Source organism: Anaeromassilibacillus sp. SJQ-5, assembly GCF_054108045.1.
In genome coordinates, this window is record NZ_JBPJWQ010000001.1 from 1,220,841 (window position 1) to 1,241,368 (window position 20,528).

At 58.5% G+C, this 20,528-nt stretch carries 19 protein-coding genes; 9 read left to right on the forward strand and 10 right to left on the reverse strand.

Annotated features, from left to right (window positions below; all coding sequences use genetic code 11):
* Positions 1 to 21: 21 nt before the first annotated feature.
* On the forward strand, positions 22 to 2,217 hold the full coding sequence (locus ACSAMM_RS05195; RefSeq protein WP_457790235.1) for an ABC transporter ATP-binding protein: 2,196 nt from the start codon (positions 22 to 24) through the stop codon (positions 2,215 to 2,217).
* A gap of 56 nt (positions 2,218 to 2,273) precedes the next feature.
* Here the strand turns inward: ACSAMM_RS05195 and ACSAMM_RS05200 are convergent, their stop codons facing one another.
* The 4 genes from ACSAMM_RS05200 to ACSAMM_RS05215 form a co-directional block, all read right to left on the reverse strand.
* Positions 2,274 to 2,942, reverse strand: a complete 669-nt coding sequence (locus ACSAMM_RS05200) for a hypothetical protein (RefSeq protein ID WP_457790237.1) — start codon at positions 2,940 to 2,942, stop codon at positions 2,274 to 2,276.
* A gap of 122 nt (positions 2,943 to 3,064) precedes the next feature.
* Positions 3,065 to 3,940, reverse strand: a complete 876-nt coding sequence (galU, locus tag ACSAMM_RS05205; protein ID WP_457790239.1) for a UTP--glucose-1-phosphate uridylyltransferase GalU — start codon at positions 3,938 to 3,940, stop codon at positions 3,065 to 3,067.
* Positions 3,941 to 3,972: 32 nt separating this feature from the next.
* Positions 3,973 to 4,923: an RING finger protein gene (locus tag ACSAMM_RS05210; RefSeq protein WP_457790241.1), complete on the reverse strand. Its 951-nt coding sequence runs from the start codon at positions 4,921 to 4,923 to the stop codon at positions 3,973 to 3,975.
* A gap of 30 nt (positions 4,924 to 4,953) precedes the next feature.
* The gene (locus tag ACSAMM_RS05215; RefSeq protein ID WP_457790243.1) at positions 4,954 to 5,991 is read right to left on the reverse strand and encodes an RING finger protein; all 1,038 of its coding nucleotides are present in this window, start codon (positions 5,989 to 5,991) and stop codon (positions 4,954 to 4,956) included.
* Between the two features lie 311 nt (positions 5,992 to 6,302).
* Between ACSAMM_RS05215 and murD the strand changes: the two genes are divergently transcribed.
* From murD to ACSAMM_RS05240, 5 genes are read left to right on the forward strand one after another with little or no spacing between them, the layout of a single operon-like run.
* Positions 6,303 to 7,685, forward strand: coding sequence for a UDP-N-acetylmuramoyl-L-alanine--D-glutamate ligase (gene murD, locus ACSAMM_RS05220; protein ID WP_457790245.1), 1,383 nt, complete (start codon positions 6,303 to 6,305; stop codon positions 7,683 to 7,685).
* A 15-nt stretch (positions 7,686 to 7,700) separates the two neighbouring features.
* On the forward strand, positions 7,701 to 8,735 hold the full coding sequence (locus tag ACSAMM_RS05225; protein WP_457790247.1) for a M20/M25/M40 family metallo-hydrolase: 1,035 nt from the start codon (positions 7,701 to 7,703) through the stop codon (positions 8,733 to 8,735).
* Complete coding sequence (locus ACSAMM_RS05230) at positions 8,735 to 9,751, forward strand: M42 family metallopeptidase (RefSeq protein WP_457792155.1); 1,017 nt, start codon at positions 8,735 to 8,737, stop codon at positions 9,749 to 9,751. Before ACSAMM_RS05225 ends, ACSAMM_RS05230 begins: the two co-directional genes overlap by 1 nt.
* Positions 9,748 to 10,485 carry a GNAT family N-acetyltransferase gene (locus ACSAMM_RS05235; RefSeq protein ID WP_457790249.1) on the forward strand — a complete coding sequence of 246 codons (738 nt, stop codon included), beginning with the start codon at positions 9,748 to 9,750 and terminating at the stop codon, positions 10,483 to 10,485. Before ACSAMM_RS05230 ends, ACSAMM_RS05235 begins: the two co-directional genes overlap by 4 nt.
* A 23-nt stretch (positions 10,486 to 10,508) precedes the next feature.
* Positions 10,509 to 11,792, forward strand: coding sequence for a methionine gamma-lyase family protein (locus tag ACSAMM_RS05240; RefSeq protein ID WP_457790251.1), 1,284 nt, complete (start codon positions 10,509 to 10,511; stop codon positions 11,790 to 11,792).
* 34 nt (positions 11,793 to 11,826) lie between these two features.
* Here the strand turns inward: ACSAMM_RS05240 and ACSAMM_RS05245 are convergent, their stop codons facing one another.
* A complete protein-coding gene (locus ACSAMM_RS05245; protein ID WP_457790253.1) occupies positions 11,827 to 12,270 on the reverse strand; it encodes an N-acetyltransferase family protein in 444 nt (147 codons plus the stop codon).
* A 152-nt stretch (positions 12,271 to 12,422) separates the two neighbouring features.
* Between ACSAMM_RS05245 and ACSAMM_RS05250 the strand changes: the two genes are divergently transcribed.
* Together ACSAMM_RS05250 and ACSAMM_RS05255 are read left to right on the forward strand one after the other, a co-directional pair.
* On the forward strand, positions 12,423 to 13,298 hold the full coding sequence (locus ACSAMM_RS05250; RefSeq protein ID WP_457790255.1) for a pyridoxamine kinase: 876 nt from the start codon (positions 12,423 to 12,425) through the stop codon (positions 13,296 to 13,298).
* Positions 13,299 to 13,338: 40 nt separating this feature from the next.
* On the forward strand, positions 13,339 to 14,349 hold the full coding sequence (locus ACSAMM_RS05255; RefSeq protein ID WP_457790257.1) for a tyrosine-type recombinase/integrase: 1,011 nt from the start codon (positions 13,339 to 13,341) through the stop codon (positions 14,347 to 14,349).
* Between the two features lie 66 nt (positions 14,350 to 14,415).
* Here ACSAMM_RS05255 and ruvX read toward each other — a convergent pair whose 3' ends face one another.
* From ruvX to ACSAMM_RS05280, 5 genes are read right to left on the reverse strand one after another with little or no spacing between them, the layout of a single operon-like run.
* Positions 14,416 to 14,841, reverse strand: a complete 426-nt coding sequence (ruvX, locus tag ACSAMM_RS05260) for a Holliday junction resolvase RuvX (protein WP_178725554.1) — start codon at positions 14,839 to 14,841, stop codon at positions 14,416 to 14,418.
* Positions 14,842 to 14,846: 5 nt separating this feature from the next.
* Positions 14,847 to 15,758, reverse strand: a complete 912-nt coding sequence (locus ACSAMM_RS05265; protein WP_457790259.1) for a dihydroorotate dehydrogenase — start codon at positions 15,756 to 15,758, stop codon at positions 14,847 to 14,849.
* A complete protein-coding gene (locus ACSAMM_RS05270) occupies positions 15,755 to 16,531 on the reverse strand; it encodes a dihydroorotate dehydrogenase electron transfer subunit (protein ID WP_178725558.1) in 777 nt (258 codons plus the stop codon). The genes ACSAMM_RS05265 and ACSAMM_RS05270 overlap by 4 nt, the downstream gene beginning before the upstream one ends.
* A 14-nt stretch (positions 16,532 to 16,545) precedes the next feature.
* Positions 16,546 to 17,460, reverse strand: a complete 915-nt coding sequence (gene pyrF, locus ACSAMM_RS05275; protein WP_457790261.1) for an orotidine-5'-phosphate decarboxylase — start codon at positions 17,458 to 17,460, stop codon at positions 16,546 to 16,548.
* Between the two features lie 29 nt (positions 17,461 to 17,489).
* Positions 17,490 to 18,764, reverse strand: coding sequence for a dihydroorotase (locus ACSAMM_RS05280; protein WP_457790263.1), 1,275 nt, complete (start codon positions 18,762 to 18,764; stop codon positions 17,490 to 17,492).
* 305 nt (positions 18,765 to 19,069) lie between these two features.
* On the opposite strand from ACSAMM_RS05280, the gene gdhA reads away from it, so the two are divergent.
* On the forward strand, positions 19,070 to 20,401 hold the full coding sequence (gene gdhA / locus ACSAMM_RS05285; protein ID WP_457790265.1) for an NADP-specific glutamate dehydrogenase: 1,332 nt from the start codon (positions 19,070 to 19,072) through the stop codon (positions 20,399 to 20,401).
* The last annotated feature ends 127 nt before the right edge of the window (positions 20,402 to 20,528 follow it).

Consider the following 20,528-nt stretch of genomic DNA (forward strand, 5'->3'; position numbering starts at 1 on the left):
GAAAGGCGGGTGAAACACCGCATGAATTTGCACTATACCCTGCCGGACAGAGAGCAGGAACTGCTGGCTGGCCCGCTGCACGGTCAGAAACTCCGCTACTGCGTTCCCTATGACCTGGACAAAGAGGGGAATCTATGCGGAGACGGCTGGATTGCGGTGACCGGCGAGCGGCTGTATATTCTAAAGGACGGCGCTATCGCTGATTCCATTGACCTGGCGGCGGCGGATGCCATTCTGTGCGTGCCGCAAATCGACAGTGGTCTTTTGCTGGTCAAACAAGGGGAGAAAGAACGGCTTTTGTGCCGCTTTACCATGCGGCATATGGTTCGCTGCTCCTATGTGGCGCGGGGCACGGACGTTCTTTGTCGGGGAGACGGCAGGGAAGTGGTCAGTCGGGAAAAGGAAAAGCACTGCCTGCGCTGTGGACGGGTTCTTCCGGGAACCAGCCTGTGCCCCCGCTGCGACGGCCGCGGTCGCAGCTTTCATCGTTTTTTTGATTTATGCCGGCCGTACATGGCACCGCTGCTGTGCATCACCCTGTTTATGCTGGTAATTTCCGCGATCACCATCGGGCAGCAGTATATACAGCGGTATTTTGTGGACGACATTCTGGTTCCCGCCCAGGGAACGCTGGGGGCGGTGCTGGGTTTCTTCGGTATTATGCTCGGTTTTATGCTGCTGACGTTGACGCTGACGGTGGTTCGCAACCTGTGGAGCAACAGCCTGGGCACCCGGATCAGCCGGGATCTGCGCGCCCGCGTGTTTCATAAAATCAACTCTCTATCCCTGTCCTTCATGGACAGCCGTCAGGCCGGCGAACTGATGAACCGGGTGGTGGAGGATTCGGCAAAGGTCCGCCAATTCATGGAAGAGGTTTTTGCCGACATGTTTACCCAGAGCTTCACCATTCTGGGCGCCATGATTGTCATGCTGCTGATGGATTGGAAGCTGGCTCTGCTGGCCATCGCATTTATGCCGGCGGCCGTCCTTCTGGTCAGGGCCTTCCATCGGAAGGAAAAACGGCTCTGGCGGCAACAGTGGCGCTTCAACGACAAGGTAAACAACCGGCTGCAGGATGTCATCTCCGGCATACGCGTGGTGAAATCCTTTGGACAGGAGCAGCGGGAAACCCAGCGCTTTCAGGAATATACCGAACGGCTCATGCAGCTGCAGCGCCGCAACGAGAGGTTTTGGGCGACGCTCTATCCGTTTGTGACCTTCCTGCTGACGGTCGGCACCTTTTTCGTCATCTACTTCGGCGGCGCCTCCGTCCTCGGCGGACGTATGACGCCCGGACAGCTCACCCAGTTTGTGGCCTATGCCGGCATGCTTTACGGCCCTCTCGGCTTTTTATCCCGTCTGCCCCGCATGCTGATGCAGCTGACCAATTCCCTGGAACGCATCTATGAAATTTTGGATGAGGAATCGGATCTGGAGGAACGCAAGAACGCCGGGGAGCACACGCTAAAAGGGGAAATCGTCTTTAAAGACGTGACCTTTGGGTATAAATCCTATCTGCCAGTGCTGGAGCATTTGAATTTTCAGATACGCCCCGGAGAGATGATCGGCTTAGTTGGTTCCTCCGGTGCCGGAAAGTCCACGCTGATTAATCTGCTGATGCGGCTGTACGATGTGGACGACGGACAGATATTGGCGGACGGGGTGGATTTGCGGGATATATCCCGGGAATGTCTGCACCGGCAAATCGGTGTGGTTTTGCAGGAGACGTTTCTGTTCACCGGAACCATTTACGACAACATCCGGTACGCCAAGCAGAATGCCACCCAGCGAGAGGTTATCCAGGCGGCGAAAATGGCCAATGCCCACGATTTCATTTCCCGATTCCCTGATGGATACGATACCTATGTGGGTGAGCACGGCTACACGCTCTCCGGCGGGGAGAGACAGCGTATCGCCATTGCCCGCGCTATTCTCCACGATCCCCATCTGCTGATTCTGGACGAGGCCACCAGCAGCCTGGATACCGAAACCGAATTCCAAATTCAAGAAGCGCTCGGCCGGCTGACACAAAATCGCACCACCTTTGCCATTGCCCATCGGCTCTCCACCCTGCGAGAGGCGAATCGGATTATCGTCATCGATAAGCATACGGTGGCGGAAATCGGCACCCATAATGAGCTGATGCGGAAAAAAGGCATATATTACGGCCTGGTCATGGCCCAGCTGGAAATGCATAAGGTCGCACAGCCTGGCTAAAACCAGATAAAAGCCGGTACGGATGCGGAACACGCCCGCGTCTGTACCGGCTTTTATCACTCCTGCCCATATTGCTCTTTCAGTTCCTTCACTTTGTCCGCGTACTCCCGCTGCCAGTCTTCGCCCTGCTGACGGCAAGCGGCGGCTTCCTGTTCATACTGGCTCAATATCCGGTTCTTTTCCGCCTCATAAGCGCCGCCATGCGCCAAACCGGCCGAGGCATAATACAGGTCGAGAGCCGCCAGGTCAATCTCCTTTTGTATCTCCAGGTCTATGAGTTTGTCCTGCACGCGCTCCTGTTTTTTCTCGTATTCCTTTTGCAGCTCCTCCAGCTTTTTCTGATAGAGCTCCGATCGATCGGCTGTGGAGCGCGTGGTTTTGGCACTGGTACTTTTTGTGCTCTTAGCCGTTGTGGTGCGGGATGTACGAAGTGTCGTCGTTTTCGCCGTCCGGGAGGACCGGGTAACCGGCTTGGCGGTCTCGTCTTTCGGCTTTTCGCCGGTTGTTTCGCTCGCCACGGTTGGCGGCCGGCTCCCAGTGGAAGAGCGTGTCGCCGTCTGACTGGACGGTCGGCTGCGGGAATCGCTGGAATCCACCGCATACATCGGCGGCTCGGCGCTGCGGCCAGCACGCAGCAGCATGGCGATGATGAATCCCGCCACCGCCAAACAAAGAAAGACTGGCAGGGCTAAGCGATATTTCGACCAGACTTCTTTCGCAGACATTTGGACTTCCTCCCGCAGCATTCGGTTGTTCTTATCATAGCATGCGGCCTGCGGGCATACAAGAAATGAGGGCAAAAGGTGATGATGTTTCACCTTTTGCCCTCATTTGTTTATGAAACTCTTTACAGCGTCTTAATCAACTCTTTCAGATAAGCGCGGAAGCCTTCGCCCACTTCAGGGTGCTGCAGAGCCACCTCGCAGGTAGCCTCCAGGATCCCCAGCTTGTTGCCCATGTCGTACCGCTTTCCGGTGAAATCCACGCCGGTCATGCCGTCGCGGCGGGTCAGCGTGAGCATGGCGTCCGTCAGCTGGATTTCCCCGCCGGCTCCCGGCGGCGTGTTGTCCAGTATCGAGAAGATTTCCGGCGGCAGCACACAGCGTCCGAGTATGGAGTACAAGGACAGCACCTTATCCGGCGACGGCTTCTCGATCATATCGGTGACGTGAAACAGATTTCCGTCAATATGGGATACCTTCAGTGAGCTGTATTTCAGAATTTGTTCGGGCGTCACCTGCTTAATGCCCACCACACCCTTGCCATAGGCTTCATAAGCGCGGCACAGCTGGCCGCAGGCCGGATCCTCTCCGATAATCACATCGTCGCCGTACAGCACTGCAAACGGCTCGTTGCCGATAAAGGAGCGCGCGCAGTTGACCGCGTGCCCCAGCCCTCTGGTTTCCTTCTGTCGAACAAAATAGATATTGGCCATGTGAGCGATGGAACGCACTTCGTTGAGCACCTCTGTGCGGCCGGAGGCTTCCAGCCGCTCCTCCAATTCCACGGCGTGATCAAAATGATCCTCGATGATGCCTTTTCCCCGGTTGGTGATAATCAAAATGTCCTCAATGCCGGATTTGACCGCTTCCTCCACGATGTACTGGATGGCGGGCTTGTCCACGATCGGCAGCATTTCCTTGGGCATCGCCTTGGAAATGGGCAGCACACGCGTCCCTAATCCAGCCGCCGGAATCACAGCTTTCCGCACTTTTTGAGCCATTAGGCAGTCCTCCTCGATTTTTAACGTCTTATTCAGCCGCAGAACACAATCAGCAGCACTAGATACAGCAGCAAAACGGCCGCGATCCCCGCCGCCGCGACAGCCACCTGCACGGGTGCCGTCCCGCCCTTTTTGGAAAGGGCATACCGGTAATGCAGCGGATTCGTCTCGGCGCCCCGCACCTTGTTCATCAGCCGCAGGGTATGCTTGTGATACCAATGATTCCCCATAGAAGCCATCATTGCCCGCAGAACAAAGCCTCCGGTCGTCGCAACGTTGGCTGCAATCATCAGCCAGGCGGGAAGCACCGTTTTTGGAAGTAATCCGATCGATAAATCCCGCAATAGCGTAGGATCACTAAGCAGATAAGCCACTATTCGAGCCATTATACACGCAAAGGGGAGAAAAAGCAAGACCGATATGCCCAGAAGGATCCAAAACAACCGGTACATTTTTCGATACAGCGCCCAAAACACCGGGAAAATAGCCGCCGACCAGTTCCAGGACATTTTGCTCTTCTGCAGACGCATAAAATGAAACCGGGACAGATAGTATCCCGAATTTGCCCCAAGGAAAGTGGCGATGTCCATCACCGGATATCCGTCCATTGTGCTGTCCGGCGCGATCCCGATATACGGACTGAACTGGGAATAAAAAACTCCCTCGTCCACCGGCGGCTGCTGTTCGCTTGGGGAAGGGGGGAAGATCTCCTCCAGCGCATGCCCGCACTTGTGGCAAACCGTTTCTGTGTCATTGTTGACGGTGCCGCAGTTGCCGCAGATGACCGTCCCGTCCCCATCCTTATCCGGCTGCGGTTTCCATTGCCGGGGCCCGCCGTGATCCGCCGCGTAAGCGCACTGTCCATTTTTTAAAAAGCACCGGCGATGGTGCGGCGCACCGCACTGGGGGCATACAGCAATATCCTCATCGGCGTTTAACGGCTTATGACATATCGGACAGGTATAGTGGGTATAATCCAGCATAAGCACCGTCCATTCCGCCGTAAAGGCTCTTTATCGGAATACCGTGGCGATCAATGTGGAAATCAGCAGCGAGGAGAAATACAAAATGGCATACGCCGAGGCCCCCAGCAGGAAGGAGGTGCCGCCCGCGGCGGTCAGCTCAGCGGGAAACATATCCGGCTTTTTACTGCGCAGCCGCTTAACCCGGGAAACACAGGTGCGCATATACCAATAATTGCCCGACAGCCCGAAAAACAGTCGAATCAGCAAATCGGCCAGCCCCATCAACGCCATAATCCACATAACGATGGCCAGATCGCCGTTCATGAACTTTTCCATCAGGATTCGATATTCGTCCACGATGGTGGAGCCTTCGCCCAGCAGTGGGCTGAGCACAGGGGCGATCTGTACGTTGAGAATGTAGGCGCTGACAGCCGTGCGCACTACATTCAGAACCATCAGCACAACACCCATCCAGTAGTTTTTGCGGTAGAGCAGCCAATAGGGCGTCAGCAGAAAGGCCGGCCAATTCCAGCTGCATTTCGAGCCGCCCTTGGACATTTTATAAAACCGGGGTACATAGTAGGCCGAGTTCATGCCCGTAACGCTGGCCATGTCCTCCACCGAAACCCCCTCGATGGTCTCCTCTTTAGGAACGCCTCCGCAGGGATCGATAGTCGGCATCCGAAAAGGTGTGTACTCCCCGTAGGCGCCTCCGGGATAGGGAGGAGGCGTATAGCTGGCCTGCGGCGGTCCCTGGGGCGGCGGGGGAGGTACGCTGCTCCAGTCGCTTGCCGGCAAATCCTTGCCGCAGCGGGAACAGAATTCTGCAAACTCCGGATTCTTCTCCCCGCAGTGCGGGCAGACCTTCCCCTCAACCGCCGATTCAGCCGAATTTGCGCTATCGCCGGCCTGCGGCCGGACCCATTGCCGATCGGTACCGTGATCCGCTACGAAATGGCAGTGTCCCTCTTTTTTCCAGCAATCCCGATGGTGAGGCGCTCCGCATTCCGGACAGGCGACGATATCGTCAGACTCTTTGAACTTTTCACCACAAACAGGGCAGGTATACCCCTCATAAAAAAACATAAACGGCCTCCTGTATGAATGCCGTCTGTTCGATGGTGAACAGCGACGTAACCATACTTTTTCAGGGATCGTACGATTCCTTTTGATTATTGTACCTTCTTTTCCTGACATCCGCAACTAAATTGCTTACTATTTATAAAATGTTAACGAATCCGCCTTTTCTCCGTAAAAATGTCCGTGGAAATACACGAAAAAGTTCCGAAAAGAAAATGATGCGGATTTGTTGATATTTTCCAGCCATCTCAGTATAATAATAAGGTTAGCGGGTTTTCTTTGCTTGATGGGAAAACCCGAAGTGAAGGAGTGGGACTATGACGAAGGCAGAAGCCTTTTTTGAGGGAATGCGCGGCAAGCGGGTGTCCATCTGCGGGATCGGCGCCAACAACACGCCGGTTATCCATCAGTTTCTGGAAGCCGGCGCACATGTAACGGCCTGCGACCGCCGCAGCCGGGAACAACTGGGCGCAGCCGTCGAACCGCTGGAGCAGGCCGGCGCTCGTCTGCTGCTGGGAGATGGGTACCTCGACCAGCTGACGGACGCCGACCTGATTTTGCGTACGCCGGGGATGAAGCCCTACCTGCCTGCCTTCGAAAAGGCCAGAGAGGCCGGCATTCCCGTCACCTCGGAGATGGAACTGTTTTTCGAGCTTTGCCCCGCGCCGATTTACGCGGTAACGGGATCGGACGGCAAGACCACGACCACCACCATCATCGCCGGCCTGCTGTCCGCCGCCGGCAGAACCGTGTATCTCGGCGGCAATATCGGCCGCGCCCTGCTTCCCTGCGTCCGGGACATCCGCCCCGAGGACGCCGCCGTCGTGGAGCTGTCCAGTTTCCAGCTCACCCGAATGAAACAGCGACCCCGCGTGGCGGTGGTTACAAACGTGGCCCCGAATCACCTGGACTGGCATACCGATATGCAGGAATACATCGACGCTAAAAAGAACCTCGTTCGGTACCAAGCCCCGTCCGACCGAGCGGTTTTGAACGCGGACAACGCCGTCACCGCCACCTTTGCCGCCGACACGCAGGCGCAGGTCTCCTGGTTTTCCCGCCGTCATCCGGTGGAGAGCGGCGCCTGGCAGGCGGAAGACGGCACCTTATATGTCCGCGAAGAGGGCCAGGATACGCCCGTTCTGTCCGTTCGGGATATCCGCATCCCGGGCGTCCATAACGTGGAAAATTATCTGGCCGCCATTTCCGCGGTCTGGGGCGAAGTGCCGGCCGACGTGATAAAGTCCTACGCCCGGGATTTCGGCGGCGTCGCCCACCGCTGCGAGCTGGTGCGTGAGCGCGCCGGCGTCCGGTGGTACAACGATTCCATCGGATCCAGCCCCTCCCGGACCATCGCGGGGCTGAACGCCTTTGAAAAGCCGGTTATCCTGATTGCTGGCGGCTACGATAAGCATATTCCGTACGCCCCCCTCGGCCCCGTCGCCGCCAAAACCGTAAAAGCCGCCATTCTCATGGGCGCGACGGCCGACGCCATAGAAGCCGCCATCCGCGCCCACGCGGATTTACCGATTTACCGCGTATATAACATGGAGGAGGCTGTCCAAAAAGCTGCCGCGATAGCCGGACAAGGCGATATCGTCTTTATGTCACCTGCCAGCGCCAGCTTCGACATGTATCCGAATTTTGAAGTGCGGGGCAACCATTTCAAAGACTTGGTTCAAGCCCTGCCTGCTGTTTGAAAAGAAGGGAATCGCATGGATACCATCACACAGGAACAAAAAACACTCGAAGACCTCTGCCGTGCCGCCGGCGCCGGCGGCCTTCCGGAAGCTGCCAAAACTGCCGCAAAACTGCTGGAACCTTACATGGACGAGGTAACGCTGAGCCCCATCGGGAATGTCGTCGGCTGGCGCCGCTGCGGGAAAAATAACGCGCCGGTGGTGCTTCTGGAGGCGCACATTGACGAAATCGGCTTCATTGTCACCGGCGTAGACGACGCCGGATTTGTCCGCGTTTCTCCTTGCGGCGGCGTGGACGCCCGCGCCCTGGCCGCGGCCGAGGTCGTTCTGTGGGCGGACAAGCCCTATCCCGGCGTTTTCTGCTCCACGCCGCCCCATTTGAGCGGCGGCGACGCCCCTCTGGCGGATATTCCCGACATGGGGATCGACGTGGGACTGGATGCCAGGAAAGCCAAAAAGCACATCCCACTGGGAACCCGCGTCACCTTCCGGCCTCACTTCGAGTCGCTGCTGGGAGATCGCGTCTGCGCCAAAGCGCTGGATGACAGGGCTGGTGTGGCGGCCATCCTGCACGCCCTACGGCTTCTAGACGGTGTCGCGCTCTCCTGCGATATGGCGGTCGTCTTCGCCGCGCAGGAGGAGCTGGGCTGCCGCGGATCCGCCGTCGCCGCCTTTGCGGTCAATCCCACCTGCGCCATTGCCACCGATGTCAGCTTCGCCCTGACGCCCGACGCCCCCGCCGCCAAATGCGGTGAACTGGGCAAAGGCCCCATGCTGGGCTGGTCGCCCACCCTGGACGTCGCACTGACCCGGCAGCTGGAAACCCTGGCCGAACAGGCGGGAATCCCGTTGCAGCACGAGGTCATGGGCGGCGATACCGGCACCGACGCCGATTCCATCAGCGATGCCCGCACCGGCGTGCCGACCGCGCTTCTCTCCATTCCTCTTCGGTATATGCATACCCCCGCAGAGGTCGTCGACCTTAAGGATGTACGGGCGGTAGGCGCGCTGATGGCTGCGTTTGTTCAGAAGGGAGTGACGGCTCTGTGATGACCCATTTAAAAAAGCTGTGTTCTCTGGAAGGCGTTTCAGGCCGAGAGCACCCCGTTCGGGAGTATATTCTCCGCGTCCTGCAGCAGAGCCCGGCGGACATGTCGGTTCGCGTGGATCCGATGGGCAACGTGCTGGCCCATGTAAAAGGCCGCGAACGGGCGAAGCATACGCTCCTCTTCGCCGCGCACATGGATGAGGTCGGCTTTATGATCACCGGCGTCACGCCGGAGGGCTATCTGCGTTTTACAACGGTCGGCGGGATCGATCCCAAGGTGGTATACGGCCGCTCGGTTCGGGTTGGCGGTATTTCCGGTGTGATCGGTGGTAAAGCCACTCACCTTTGCAGTGCAGACGAGAAAAAACAGGTCCCCAAGCCGTCAGAGCTTCTCATCGATATCGGCGCCGCCTCAAAGGAGGAGGCTGAGGCTCTGGTACGCCCTGGAGACACGGCGGTGTTTGCTGGCGAATTTTCCCGTTTGGAGGGCGGCCTGGTGAAAAGCCGGGCCATCGACGACCGGGCGGGCTGTGCGCTGCTGCTCGACCTGGCGGAACAGACGCCGGATTACGACATGGTTCTGGCCTTTACCGTTCAGGAGGAGGTCGGACTGCGAGGCGCGAAAGCCGCCGCTTTCGGCGTGCAGCCGGATATCGCGGTTGTCGTGGACGCCACCACCGCGGCGGACACGGTCGGCGTCGCCGCTGACAAGCAGGTCTGCCGGGTAGGGGAGGGCGCTGTTATCAGCTTTATGGATAAGCGCACCCTCTACGACGCGGATCTGTATGCCCGGATTCTGGAGATTGCCAAAAAGAAGAATATCCGCGCCCAGAGCAAGACCATGGTGGCCGGCGGAAACGATGCCGGCGCCATTCAGCTGGCCGGCCGCGGCGCGCGGGTTGCCGCCGTTTCGCTTCCCTGCCGGTACCTGCATTCCCCCGCTTGCGTCGTGGCCAAGCGGGATATGGAACAGACCCTGGCCCTTTTGCAGGAGCTGGCCAGGCAACTGGCGGTATGATCCGCCGCTGGACAGGCCCCGGCCTTCCCCTTCCCGAAACCGAGGCGGGCATCCGCATCGCAGGGCTGCTGGAGGCCTATGGCCCGGACTGCCCCTTCGTCCGTTTCTGGCAGGCGGACGAAGGCGGCCTTGTCGCGCTGCTTGACGGTATGGCGGTGGCGGAACATTCCATGCAGACGGATAGGGAAGAGCTGTACCTGTTTTTATCTATGCAGCCGGAAATCCGGAGCGTGCGTACCGATGCAGCCTTTGCCGCCATTCTCGCGGAGCGGTGGGGAACCACGGCGAAAACCGGCTCGGTCATGCGGCTGGAACGGGATTTGCCGCCGGATGACCGGGTACAGCCTCCCGCGTCTCCCCGTTCCGTTTATCCCCTGCTGGCCCAGTGCTTTGAGGACGGCCTGTCCGCCTTTGACAGCTGGTATGTCGACGTCTCCCATCGGCTGCGGCACGGCTGCTGCCACATGGTTGTACTAAGCGATGCGCAGGGGCCCGCAGCCACCGCCATGACGGTGGCCGAATGCCACGGCGCCGCTCTTCTGGGGGCGGTGGCCACCCGTCCCGACTGCCGCAGCCGCGGCTACGCGTCGGCCTGTGTCTCCACACTGGCTCACACCATGCTGGCCAAGGGAAAAGCGGTTTGGATTTGCCCTAAAAATCCGGCGGCACAGCGTTTGTACGAGCGCCTGCATTTTACCGTCTGCGGCGATTGGGGCGTTGTTTCTAAGGAATAACTGTTTTGAAAGGTTGAACAACCGTGAGTGAGCAGCACACTTTTTTTCGGATTTCCCCCGCCCTGCAGGGCATTTGCGAGGAGGTGACCGCCTCTCTGCGCGAGATTTTCTCCCAAATTGAGGAGACGACCGAATATAATCAGCAGAAGGTGCTGGCCGCCTTCATCGACCACCGGGTCAGCGAAAGCCACTTTACCCCCACGACCGGTTATGGCTACGGCGATCGGGGCCGGGACACGCTGGATCAGGTGTTTGCGCAGGTTATGGGCACTGAGGACGCGCTGGTGCGGCACAGCATCGTGTCTGGCACCCACGCCATTACCATCGCGCTGTTTGGCGTCCTGCGCCCTGGCGATGTCCTTTTAGCCGCCACCGGCGCTCCCTATGACACGCTCGAACAGGTCATCGGCATGCGGGAAGCCTCTCCCGGATCCCTGCGCGAATATGGCATCGGCTACCAAGAGGTGTCCCTGGCCGCCGACGGATGGCCGGATATTCCGGCCATCACCCGAGCACTGCGGGAGAACGCGGCCGTCAAAGCCGTACATATCCAGCGCTCCCGTGGGTATAGCCTGCGCCCTTCTCTGCCTGTGTCGGTCATCGGCGACGTGATCGCCGCCGTGCGGGCGGTGCGTGAGGACGTCGTGGTGTTTGTGGATAACTGTTACGGAGAATTCGCCGAACGCCTGGAGCCCTCCGCCGTGGGGGCCGATTTGATGGCCGGATCCCTCATCAAGAATCCTGGCGGCGGTATCGCGGAAAACGGCGGCTATATCTGCGGCCGGGCGGATTTGGTGGAACAATGCGCCTATCGGATGACCACGCCCGGCCTGGGGCGGGAAGTGGGCGCCTCCCTCGGACACAATCGCACACTGTATATGGGCCTGTTCCAGGCGCCCCACGTAGTGGGGGAGGCCATGAAAACCGCCGTCTTCGCCTCGGCACTGTTCCGCCGTCTGGGCTACGCCGTCACTCCCGAACCGGAGGAATACCGGGCGGATATCATCCAGGCCGTGCAGCTAAAAACCCCGGAGGCGCTGGTCGCTTTCTGCCAGGGAATGCAGCAGGGGGCGCCGGTGGATGCCTTTGTGGTGCCGGAGCCTTGGGATATGCCCGGCTACGAGAACCCCGTCATTATGGCCGCGGGCGCCTTTACTATGGGGGCTTCCATTGAGCTGTCGGCCGACGCGCCCATTCGCCCGCCGTACGCCGCCTATATGCAGGGTGGTCTCAATTTTCATTCCGGAAAAATCGGCGTCCTGCTCGCGGCGCAGTCCATGTTGGATAAAGGCGTTCTCACACTGTAAAAAAGCCGGCACGAAAGTGCCGGCTTTTTGCCGTTCAAATCAGTGGCTTAATCATTTGCCGGTAGGGGAGAGCCTCGTAGCCGAGCCGCGTATACAGCCGGATGGCCGCTTCGTTGTCCGGCTCCACCTCCAGGCGAAGCCGGGCGGCTGTCCCTTCGTACATTTCCTCGATAAAGCGGAAAAAGCGGCTTCCCAGCCCTGAGCCCCGGAACTCCTGACGAATATAGACCTCCTCCAGCCAAATCACCAGTCCGCCTGCCTCGGTGGAGAAGGTTTTGGCCAGCGTGCCATAGCCGGCGATTTGTCCGTCCTGTTCGAACAGATACGCCTCGGCGTATGGGCTGTCCTTGACCGCCTCTTCAAACGCACGGTGATAGTATTCCTCCGGTATCGGATGAAGAACGGCGGGGGAGTGGTAGAACTCTCTGAGCAGCTCAGTATATACGGCTTCGTCCGCAGCAGTGATCTTACGAAACATGCAACCCTTCCTTTACTTTGCAATACCCTTCCAGTATACAGGAATCCGGACACAATACAAGTCGGAATTTGTGAATAATTTCACGGCTGTTATTTTCCCGGAAAGTGTGGTACAATGAGCCAGTAAGTCGAGAATAGATTGGATGTTCGTTTATGAAACAGAAACACGCCTTGGCTATAGAAGATATCACTGGACTGGGTAAATGCTCCTTGACCGTGGCGCTGCCGATTTTGTCGGTGGCCGGGCTGACCTGCTCGGTTCTGCCCACAGCGGTTTTATCCACCCATCCCAGCGGATTCACAGGATACACCTATCGGGATTTGACCGTGGACATCCTGCCCATGGCCGAGCACTGGAAAACGGAAGGCCTTTCCTTCGACGCTGTCTACAGCGGCTTTCTCGGTTCCTGCGAACAACTGGAAAGTGTGCAGCGGATTTTTCAGCTATTCGGACAGAAAGAGACCATTTGTTTGGTCGATCCAGTCATGGGAGATAATGGAAAATTATATCAAATGTATACCGAGGACATGGTAGAAGGTATGCGCGGCCTGTGCCGGAGCGCCACCATATTGACGCCCAATCTGACGGAAGCCGCGTTCTTAACCGGTATTCCGTATCAGGCGGAATGCTACTCGGAAGAGTATATACAAAGCTTGGTAAAAGGTCTGGCGGCTTTAGGGGCGCCTCAGATTGTCCTTACCGGTATATCCTTTGATGAGACGCAAATCGGGGCCGCCTGTTATCGGGCCTCCGAGCAATCGCTGCAATATGTCTGGGCGACCAAAGTACCGGAATATTTTCACGGAACCGGCGACACATTCAGCGCGGCGCTGCTGGCCGGCCTGCTCAACGGTCAAAACCTGGAGACGGCCGCACAGACGGCAGCATACTTTACCAGCCGTTGCATCCAGCGCACAGCGGAAGCCCAGGTGCCGGAACGGGAGGGCCTGTGTTTTGAGAAAGAGCTGCTCTGGCTGGGAAGCCGTTTACAGAATCTGAACAACGATACGGACAACTATACAAAATGAATATTTTGTATAGTTCAGGGGAGAGAAAAGAGGAACTGCATTGCGTAAGGACTATTGGGATGCCTGTCCCGAGATTCTGCGTGGCTACCTGGGCTATATGGAAACGGTCAAAGGCCGCTCTTCAAAAACAGTGGATGAATATTTCACTGACCTGCGCACCTTTTTCCGTTACCTGAAACGCCAACGCCGTTTGGTGGATTCCAATACAGCGGACAGCGAAATATCCATTGAGGATATCGATTTGGATTTTGTGAAATCCGTGACTTTGAACGACGTATACGATTATTTGAACTACGCGAAAAACGAACGCGGCAACAGCAACAAAACCAGAGCCCGCAAGGTTTCCTCCCTGCGCATGTTTTTCCGCTACTTGACGGATAAGACCAATCAACTGCCGTACAATCCCGTCCAGAACCTGGATACGCCGAAAGCCAAGAAAACTCTGCCGAAGTACCTGTCTTTGGAGCAGAGCCTGGAACTGCTGACCAAGGTGAGTGGAGAGTTTCCGCAGCGGGATTACTGCATGCTGGTGCTGCTACTCAACTGCGGCCTGCGGCGGGCGGAACTGGCTGGTCTGAATCTGGAGGACATCGGCCGGGACAATACCCTGCGGGTGCGCGGTAAAGGCAACAAAGAACGCCTCCTGTATTTGAACGAGGCTTGCCAGGACGCCATCCGGCAATACCTGAGGGTGCGCCCCGTGGATGGCGTCCAAGATAAACACGCGCTGTTTCTCAGCCGTCTCAACAAACGAATCAGCCTGCAGGGCGTCCATTACATTATCAAAGGGTATCTCAAGCAGGTAGACGGCGCGCAGGATTATTCCACTCATAAACTGCGGCATACCGCCGCCACGCTGATGTACCAGCAGGGCGGCGTGGACATTCGGGTGCTCAAGGATATACTAGGACACGAAAATTTGGGAACCACAGAAATTTACACCCATCTGTCCAACGCCCAAATTCAGCAGGCGGCGGAGAATAATCCACTGTCTCACGTAAAAATGCGCGCGTCTCAACAACCGAAAAAAGAAGAAATTTCAAAAAAATAAACAAAAGTTCGTCGCAAACTTCAAAAAGATGGTGTCAAGCTTAAACGCTTGACACCATCTTTTTGCTTATTCCGACTGCCGCATACGCCGACTGTCCAGATAATCCTGCAGAATGATGGTTGCTGCCACGGTATCCACTACGGCTTTCCGCTTTTTTCCGCGGGTATCCGTTTGGTTCAGATAGCCGATGGCGGATACCGTGGTCATCCGTTCATCCCACAGCACCACAGGCAGCGCCGCCGCCTTCTCCAGCGACGCGGCAAACGTCTCCGCCCGTCTGGCGGATTCCCCACGGCTTCCGTCCATGTTCCGCGGATGCCCCACCACCAGCTGCTGCACCCCTTGTTCCCTGGCGGCGGCCGCCACCTTTTCAAGGAGTTTGTCCGTATTCTTTTCCGTGATGGTGCCTACCGGAGAGGCCAGCTGTTCCGTGGGGTCCGACACCGCCAAACCGGTGCGAACCTGTCCCAAATCCACCGCCATAATCTTCATGCCGCTTACCATTCCTGCACGCAGCCGGTCAGCTCCGTAATGCTGTCCAGCCCGTTCTGTTCCGCGTAGGCTGCAAGCCCTTCGGCAATTTTCAAACAGGCATATGGGTCATGAAAATTGGCCGTGCCCACTTGAACAGCCGCGGCGCCGGCCATCATCATTTCCACCGCGTCCTCGAAGCTGGAGATGCCTCCCATACCGACTATCGGCACATTTACCCGCTTGTACACCTCGCGCACCATCCGTACCGCCACTGGGAAAACCGCCGGGCCGGATAAGCCGCCAGTGTTGTTCTTGAGAATCGGCCGGCGCGTCTTAATGTCGATGCGCATGCCGGTAATGGTGTTGATCAGGGACAGGGCGTCGGCCCCGGCACTTTCCGCCGCCGCCGCGATGTCACCGATGTTGGTGACGTTCGGGGTCAGCTTGACCATCAGCGGCTTGCCGCACCGTTTTTTCACCTCAGCCGTCACCCGGGCGACGCTGTCGCAGGACGTGCCGAAGTTCACGCCGCCCTCCTTGACGTTGGGACAGGAAATGTTCAGCTCCACCATATCGACGGTGGAATCGCCGAGCCGTTCAGCCACCGCGCAGTATTCCTCCAGGCTGTGCCCCGCCGCATTGGCAATAACCACAATATCCTGCCCTTTCAGCCAGGGCAGATAGATGTTTAAAAGTGCGTCCATGCCGGGATTCTGCAGCCCGACGCTGTTGAGCATGCCCGCCGGGGTTTCCGCGATACGCGGGGTGGGGTTTCCCTTCCATTCCTCGATGGCGGTGCCCTTGCAGGAGATACCGCCCAGCCGGGAGATGGAATAGAATTCGTTGTACTCCATGCCGTAGCCAAACGTGCCGGAAGCGGCGATAACTGGATTTTTCAGCGTGACACCGCAGAGATTCACCCGCATGTCGCTCATGTCCAATCCACCTCTTTCGCGTCAAATACCGGGCCGTTGAGGCAAACCCGGGAAATCTGCGGATCCCCGTTTTTATCCTTGGTTTTGCACGCGCAGCCCAGGCAGGCACCCACGCCGCAGGCCATCCGCTCTTCCATGGAGACGTAGCAAAGAATGCCGCGCTCCTCCGCCAGACGAGCGACGCCGCGCATCATGACCTTGGGGCCGCAGGTGTAAACGACATCGCAGGCCTGTTTGTCCAGATGCGCTTCGAGCGCTTGGGTGGTAAAGCCGTGAAAACCAGCGGAGCCGTCGTCGGTGCACAAAATCAGCCCGGCCCCCATGGCCGCCATATCGTCCTGCAATATCGCCGCGCTCCCGCTGCGGAAGCCGGTGATAGCCGTCGCGTTCGCCCCATAATGCCGCACAAGAGGCAGAAGCGGAGGCGTACCGATGCCGCCACCCACCATGACCGCTCTTTTTTCTGTTTCCAGCAGGGGAAAGCCGTGACCGAGAGGGCCGACCAGATCCACGGTCTCCCCTGCTTCCCTGCCGGCCAACCATTCCGTTCCCTTTCCTCGTATCTCGAAAACAAGCCGGAGGATTCCGAGGCTCGCATCAAATCCGCAGATGGAAATCGGCCGGCGCAGCGTATGGGCGCCGCACAGCACATTGACAAATTGTCCGGCGGCTGCCGCCTTGGCGATTTCCGGCGCGGACAAGGTGAAATTATAAATACCGGGAGCAATCTCCGCCTTATGGAGCAGCTTGCTATTTTCCTGCGTATATCGCATATACAGCCCCCCCCTTATAATACAGACGTAATGTCCGCTTTCATGCGCAAAGCCTCCCGTCGGGCGGCGCCTGCATAATCCTCCGGCGCGCAGTCTTCCTTTTTCCAGGCGCACAGGATGCCGCGGGAGGAATTGATGACAGCCCCCAGGCCATCCTTATCGAAAGCGCCTGCCACGTCTCTCGCGCCGCCGCCCTGCGCTCCGTATCCCGGTACTAGGAAGAAGGTGTGGGGCAGCTCCCGCCGCAGCTCCGCCAGCTGCTCCGGATAGGTGGCGCCCACCACCGCGCCAACGCCGGAATAGCCATAGCGGCCCGGCAGCTGTTCGCCCCAGGCTTCGCACATAGCGCCTACATGCCGGTAGACGGGCAGCCCGTCGATGAGCCGATCCTGCAGCTCACCGGAAGAGGGATTGGAGGTCTTGACCAGGACGAACAAGCCTGTATCCTGTTCCCGGCAAACCGGAATCAGCGGCAGAATGCCGTCCGAACCCAAATATCCGTTCACTGTCAGGGCGTCCCCCCCGAAGGGGACGCAGTCCTTGTCCCCCACTGCCGTTTTGCCCATATGCGCGGCCGCATAGGCTTCCATGGTGGTGCCAATATCGTTGCGCTTGCCGTCGGTGATGACAAACAAGCCCTTTCCCTTGGCATAGGCGATGGTCTGCACCAGCGTGCGAACGCCCGGCCAGCCGTACATCTCGTAATAGGCGGCCTGTGGCTTCACCGCCGGCACGATATCGCACAAGGCATCGATTAAGCCCTTGTTATACGCCAGAATAGCGGCGGCGGCCCCTTCCAGAGTCTCGCCATACTCCTGAAAGGCGGCCTCCTTGATGTGCGACGGGATATACTCCAGCTTGGGATCCAGTCCCGCCACCGTGGGGGTTTGCGTGCGTTTGATCGCTTCTATCAGCCGATCGAGAGCCATGTTTTCATTCCTCCAGCTTGCATGTGTATTTATCCGCGGCTAAATACCAGTTCGCCGCCTAAAAACGTATACAGGACCTGTCCGGTCAGCGTCATTCCTTTAAAACAGCAGTTGCGGGATTTGCCGTGCAGTTTCTGCACATCCACCGTCCACTCCTTGTCCGGATCGAACAGCACCAGGTCGGCGGCAGCGCCGGGTCTTAGGGTACCGGCAGGAATATGCAGCAGCTTGGCCGGCCAAGTGGACATAGTCTCTATCAGCCGCATCAGCGACAGATGACCCGGCTTGACCAGGTAGGTCAGCCCCGCGGCTAGCGAGGTCTCCATGCCGATGGCACCGTTGGGCGCTTTGAGAAAATCGGCCTTCTCTTCCGGCGTGTGGGGGGCGTGATCGGTAGCGATGGCCTGCAGGGTGCCGTCCCGCAGCCCCTCGATGACCGCCTGTCGATCCGCTTCGGTGCGCAGCGGCGGGTTCATACGGTAATCCGCGTCCCGCGCGCGCAGGCATTCGTCAGTCAAGGCGAAATAGTGGGGGGCTGTCTCCCCCGTCACCGGCACGCCGCGCCGCCGTGCGTCCCGCAGCAGCGCCACGCTCCCCGCCGTGCTGACATGGCAGATATGCACCGGACAGCCGGTGGCCGCCGCCAGAGCAATTTCCCGCGCCGTGGCCACCTCTTCCGCTCCCCGGTGAATACCGGGCACTCCCAGTTCCTCAGACACAACCCCTTCATGCATAATGCCGCCCCGCACCAGGGTCATCTCCTCGCAGTGGGATAGTACAGGCATCCCCAGCCGGGCCGCCCGTTCCATAGCCACCGCCATCATCCCAGCCGTTGGCACAGGCCGCCCGTCGTCTGACAGCGCCACAGCGCCCGCCTTCTGCAGCGCGGCAAAGTCCGTCAATTTCCGCCCCTCGAGCGAGGTGGAAATCGCCGCCACAGGATACACCCGCGCCTTAGCGGCCGCAGCTTTGCGGAGAATCTCCTCCACAACCGCCGCCGAATCGCATGCCGGGCTGGTGTTCGGCATGCAGGCGAGGGAGGTGACGCCGGCGGCGGCGGCGGATTGACAGCCGGTTTGGACGGTTTCTTTGTGAGTTTGGCCGGGATCCCGCAGGTGGACGTGCATATCTACTAGGCCGGGAGCCGCTATCAGGCCGCTTGCTTCGATAATTTCCGCGTTTTCGCTGATTATATTTGTGCCTATTTCCTGAATTTTTCCGTCTTTTATGAGGATATCCCGCGTATCCTCCAGGTTTTGGGAGGGGTCTACCACTTTGGCACCCCGGATGAGCCATGTTTTCATACGTTTTCGTTCCTTATCGCATTTTTAACGACCGCTTCGCACCTTTTCGCACTTTTGATTAGTATACCACACTTGCCCACCTTCTGGCAATCGGTTCTTTAGAGAAAACGCGTTCAAAAAAACGCAACATTTTTCGAATTAATTAGCATTTTACGATTTCTAAATTCGCATTTTTCCGTGCTTTTGAAAGTTTTATGAATTTTTTTCGCATTCTTCTTGCAAATCGTTCCTCAATTCGTTATAATATTAACCGAAGCCGGGGCCATGGGCTTCGGCAATCTGCTGATGAAAAGGAGACGTACCCTATGTCCTATGTCGATTCCGTTCTCTCCGAGCTTATCCGCAAGAACCCCGCCCAGGACGAATTCATCCAGGCGGCCACCGAGGTGCTCAACTCCCTGCGCCCGGTGATCGAGGCCAATCCCCAGTTTGAGAAGGCTGGCCTTCTCGAGCGTCTGACCGAGCCGGAGCGCGTGGTGATGTTCCGCGTGCCGTGGGTGGACGACAAGGGCCAGGTGCAGGTCAACCGCGGCTTCCGCGTCCAGTTCAACAGTGCCATCGGCCCCTACAAGGGCGGGCTGCGCTTCCATCCCTCCGTCAACCTGGGCATCATCAAATTCCTGGGCTTCGAACAGATTTTCAAGAACTCCCTGACCGGCCTGCCCATCGGCGGCGGCAAGGGCGGCTCTGATTTCGATCCCAAGGGCAAGTCCGACCGGGAAGTTATGGCCTTCTGCCAGAGCTTCATGAGCGAGCTGTACCGCCACATCGGCGCGGACACCGACGTGCCTGCCGGCGACATCGGCGTGGGAGCCCGGGAGATCGGCTACCTGTTCGGCGAGTATAAGAAGCTGACCAACCGCTATGAGGGCGTTCTGACCGGCAAAGGGCTGACCTACGGCGGCTCCCTGGCCCGCACCCAGGCCACCGGCTACGGCCTGGTATACTTTGTGGACGAGATGCTGAAGGTAAAGAATGACTCCTTCAAGGGCAAGACCGTGGTGGTCTCCGGCTCCGGCAACGTGGCCATCTACGCCACCGAGAAGGCCCAGAGCCTGGGCGCGAAGGTGGTGGCCCTCAGCGATTCCAACGGCTGGGTGTACGACAAGGACGGCATCGACCTCGCTGCCGTCAAGGAGATCAAGGAAGGCCGCCGGGGCCGCATCAAGGAATACCTGCAGGCCCGCCCGGACGCCGAATATCACGAGGGCAAGGGCATCTGGTCGGTTAAGTGCGACATCGCCCTGCCCTGCGCCACCCAGAACGAGCTGAACGAGGAAGACGCGGCCATGCTGGTGAAGAACGGAGTGCAGATTGTGGCCGAGGGCGCCAACATGCCCACCACCCTGGAAGCCACCGAGCTGCTCCAGAAGAGCGGCGTGGCCTTTGGCCCCGGCAAGGCGGCCAACGCCGGCGGTGTGGCCACCTCCGCCCTGGAGATGAGCCAGAACTCCATGCGGCTGAGCTGGACCTTCGAAGAGGTGGACAGCAAGCTGCATGACATCATGGTGGGCATCCACAAGAACGCCTACGACAACGCCAAGAAATTCGGCCACGAGGGCAACTATGTCATGGGCGCCAACATTGCCGGCTTCATGAAGGTGGCGGAGGCCATGATGGCGCAGGGCGTCGTCTGAGTTCTGTCTCCTCGCCGGTTTCCAATACCTTGGCATAACCAAAAACGGCGCCGCATCCGAAAGGGAGCGGCGCCGTTTTTCTGTCAGCAGGGTCATCGAGGAAGCTGGTCAAGTGCCAGCCGCGCCC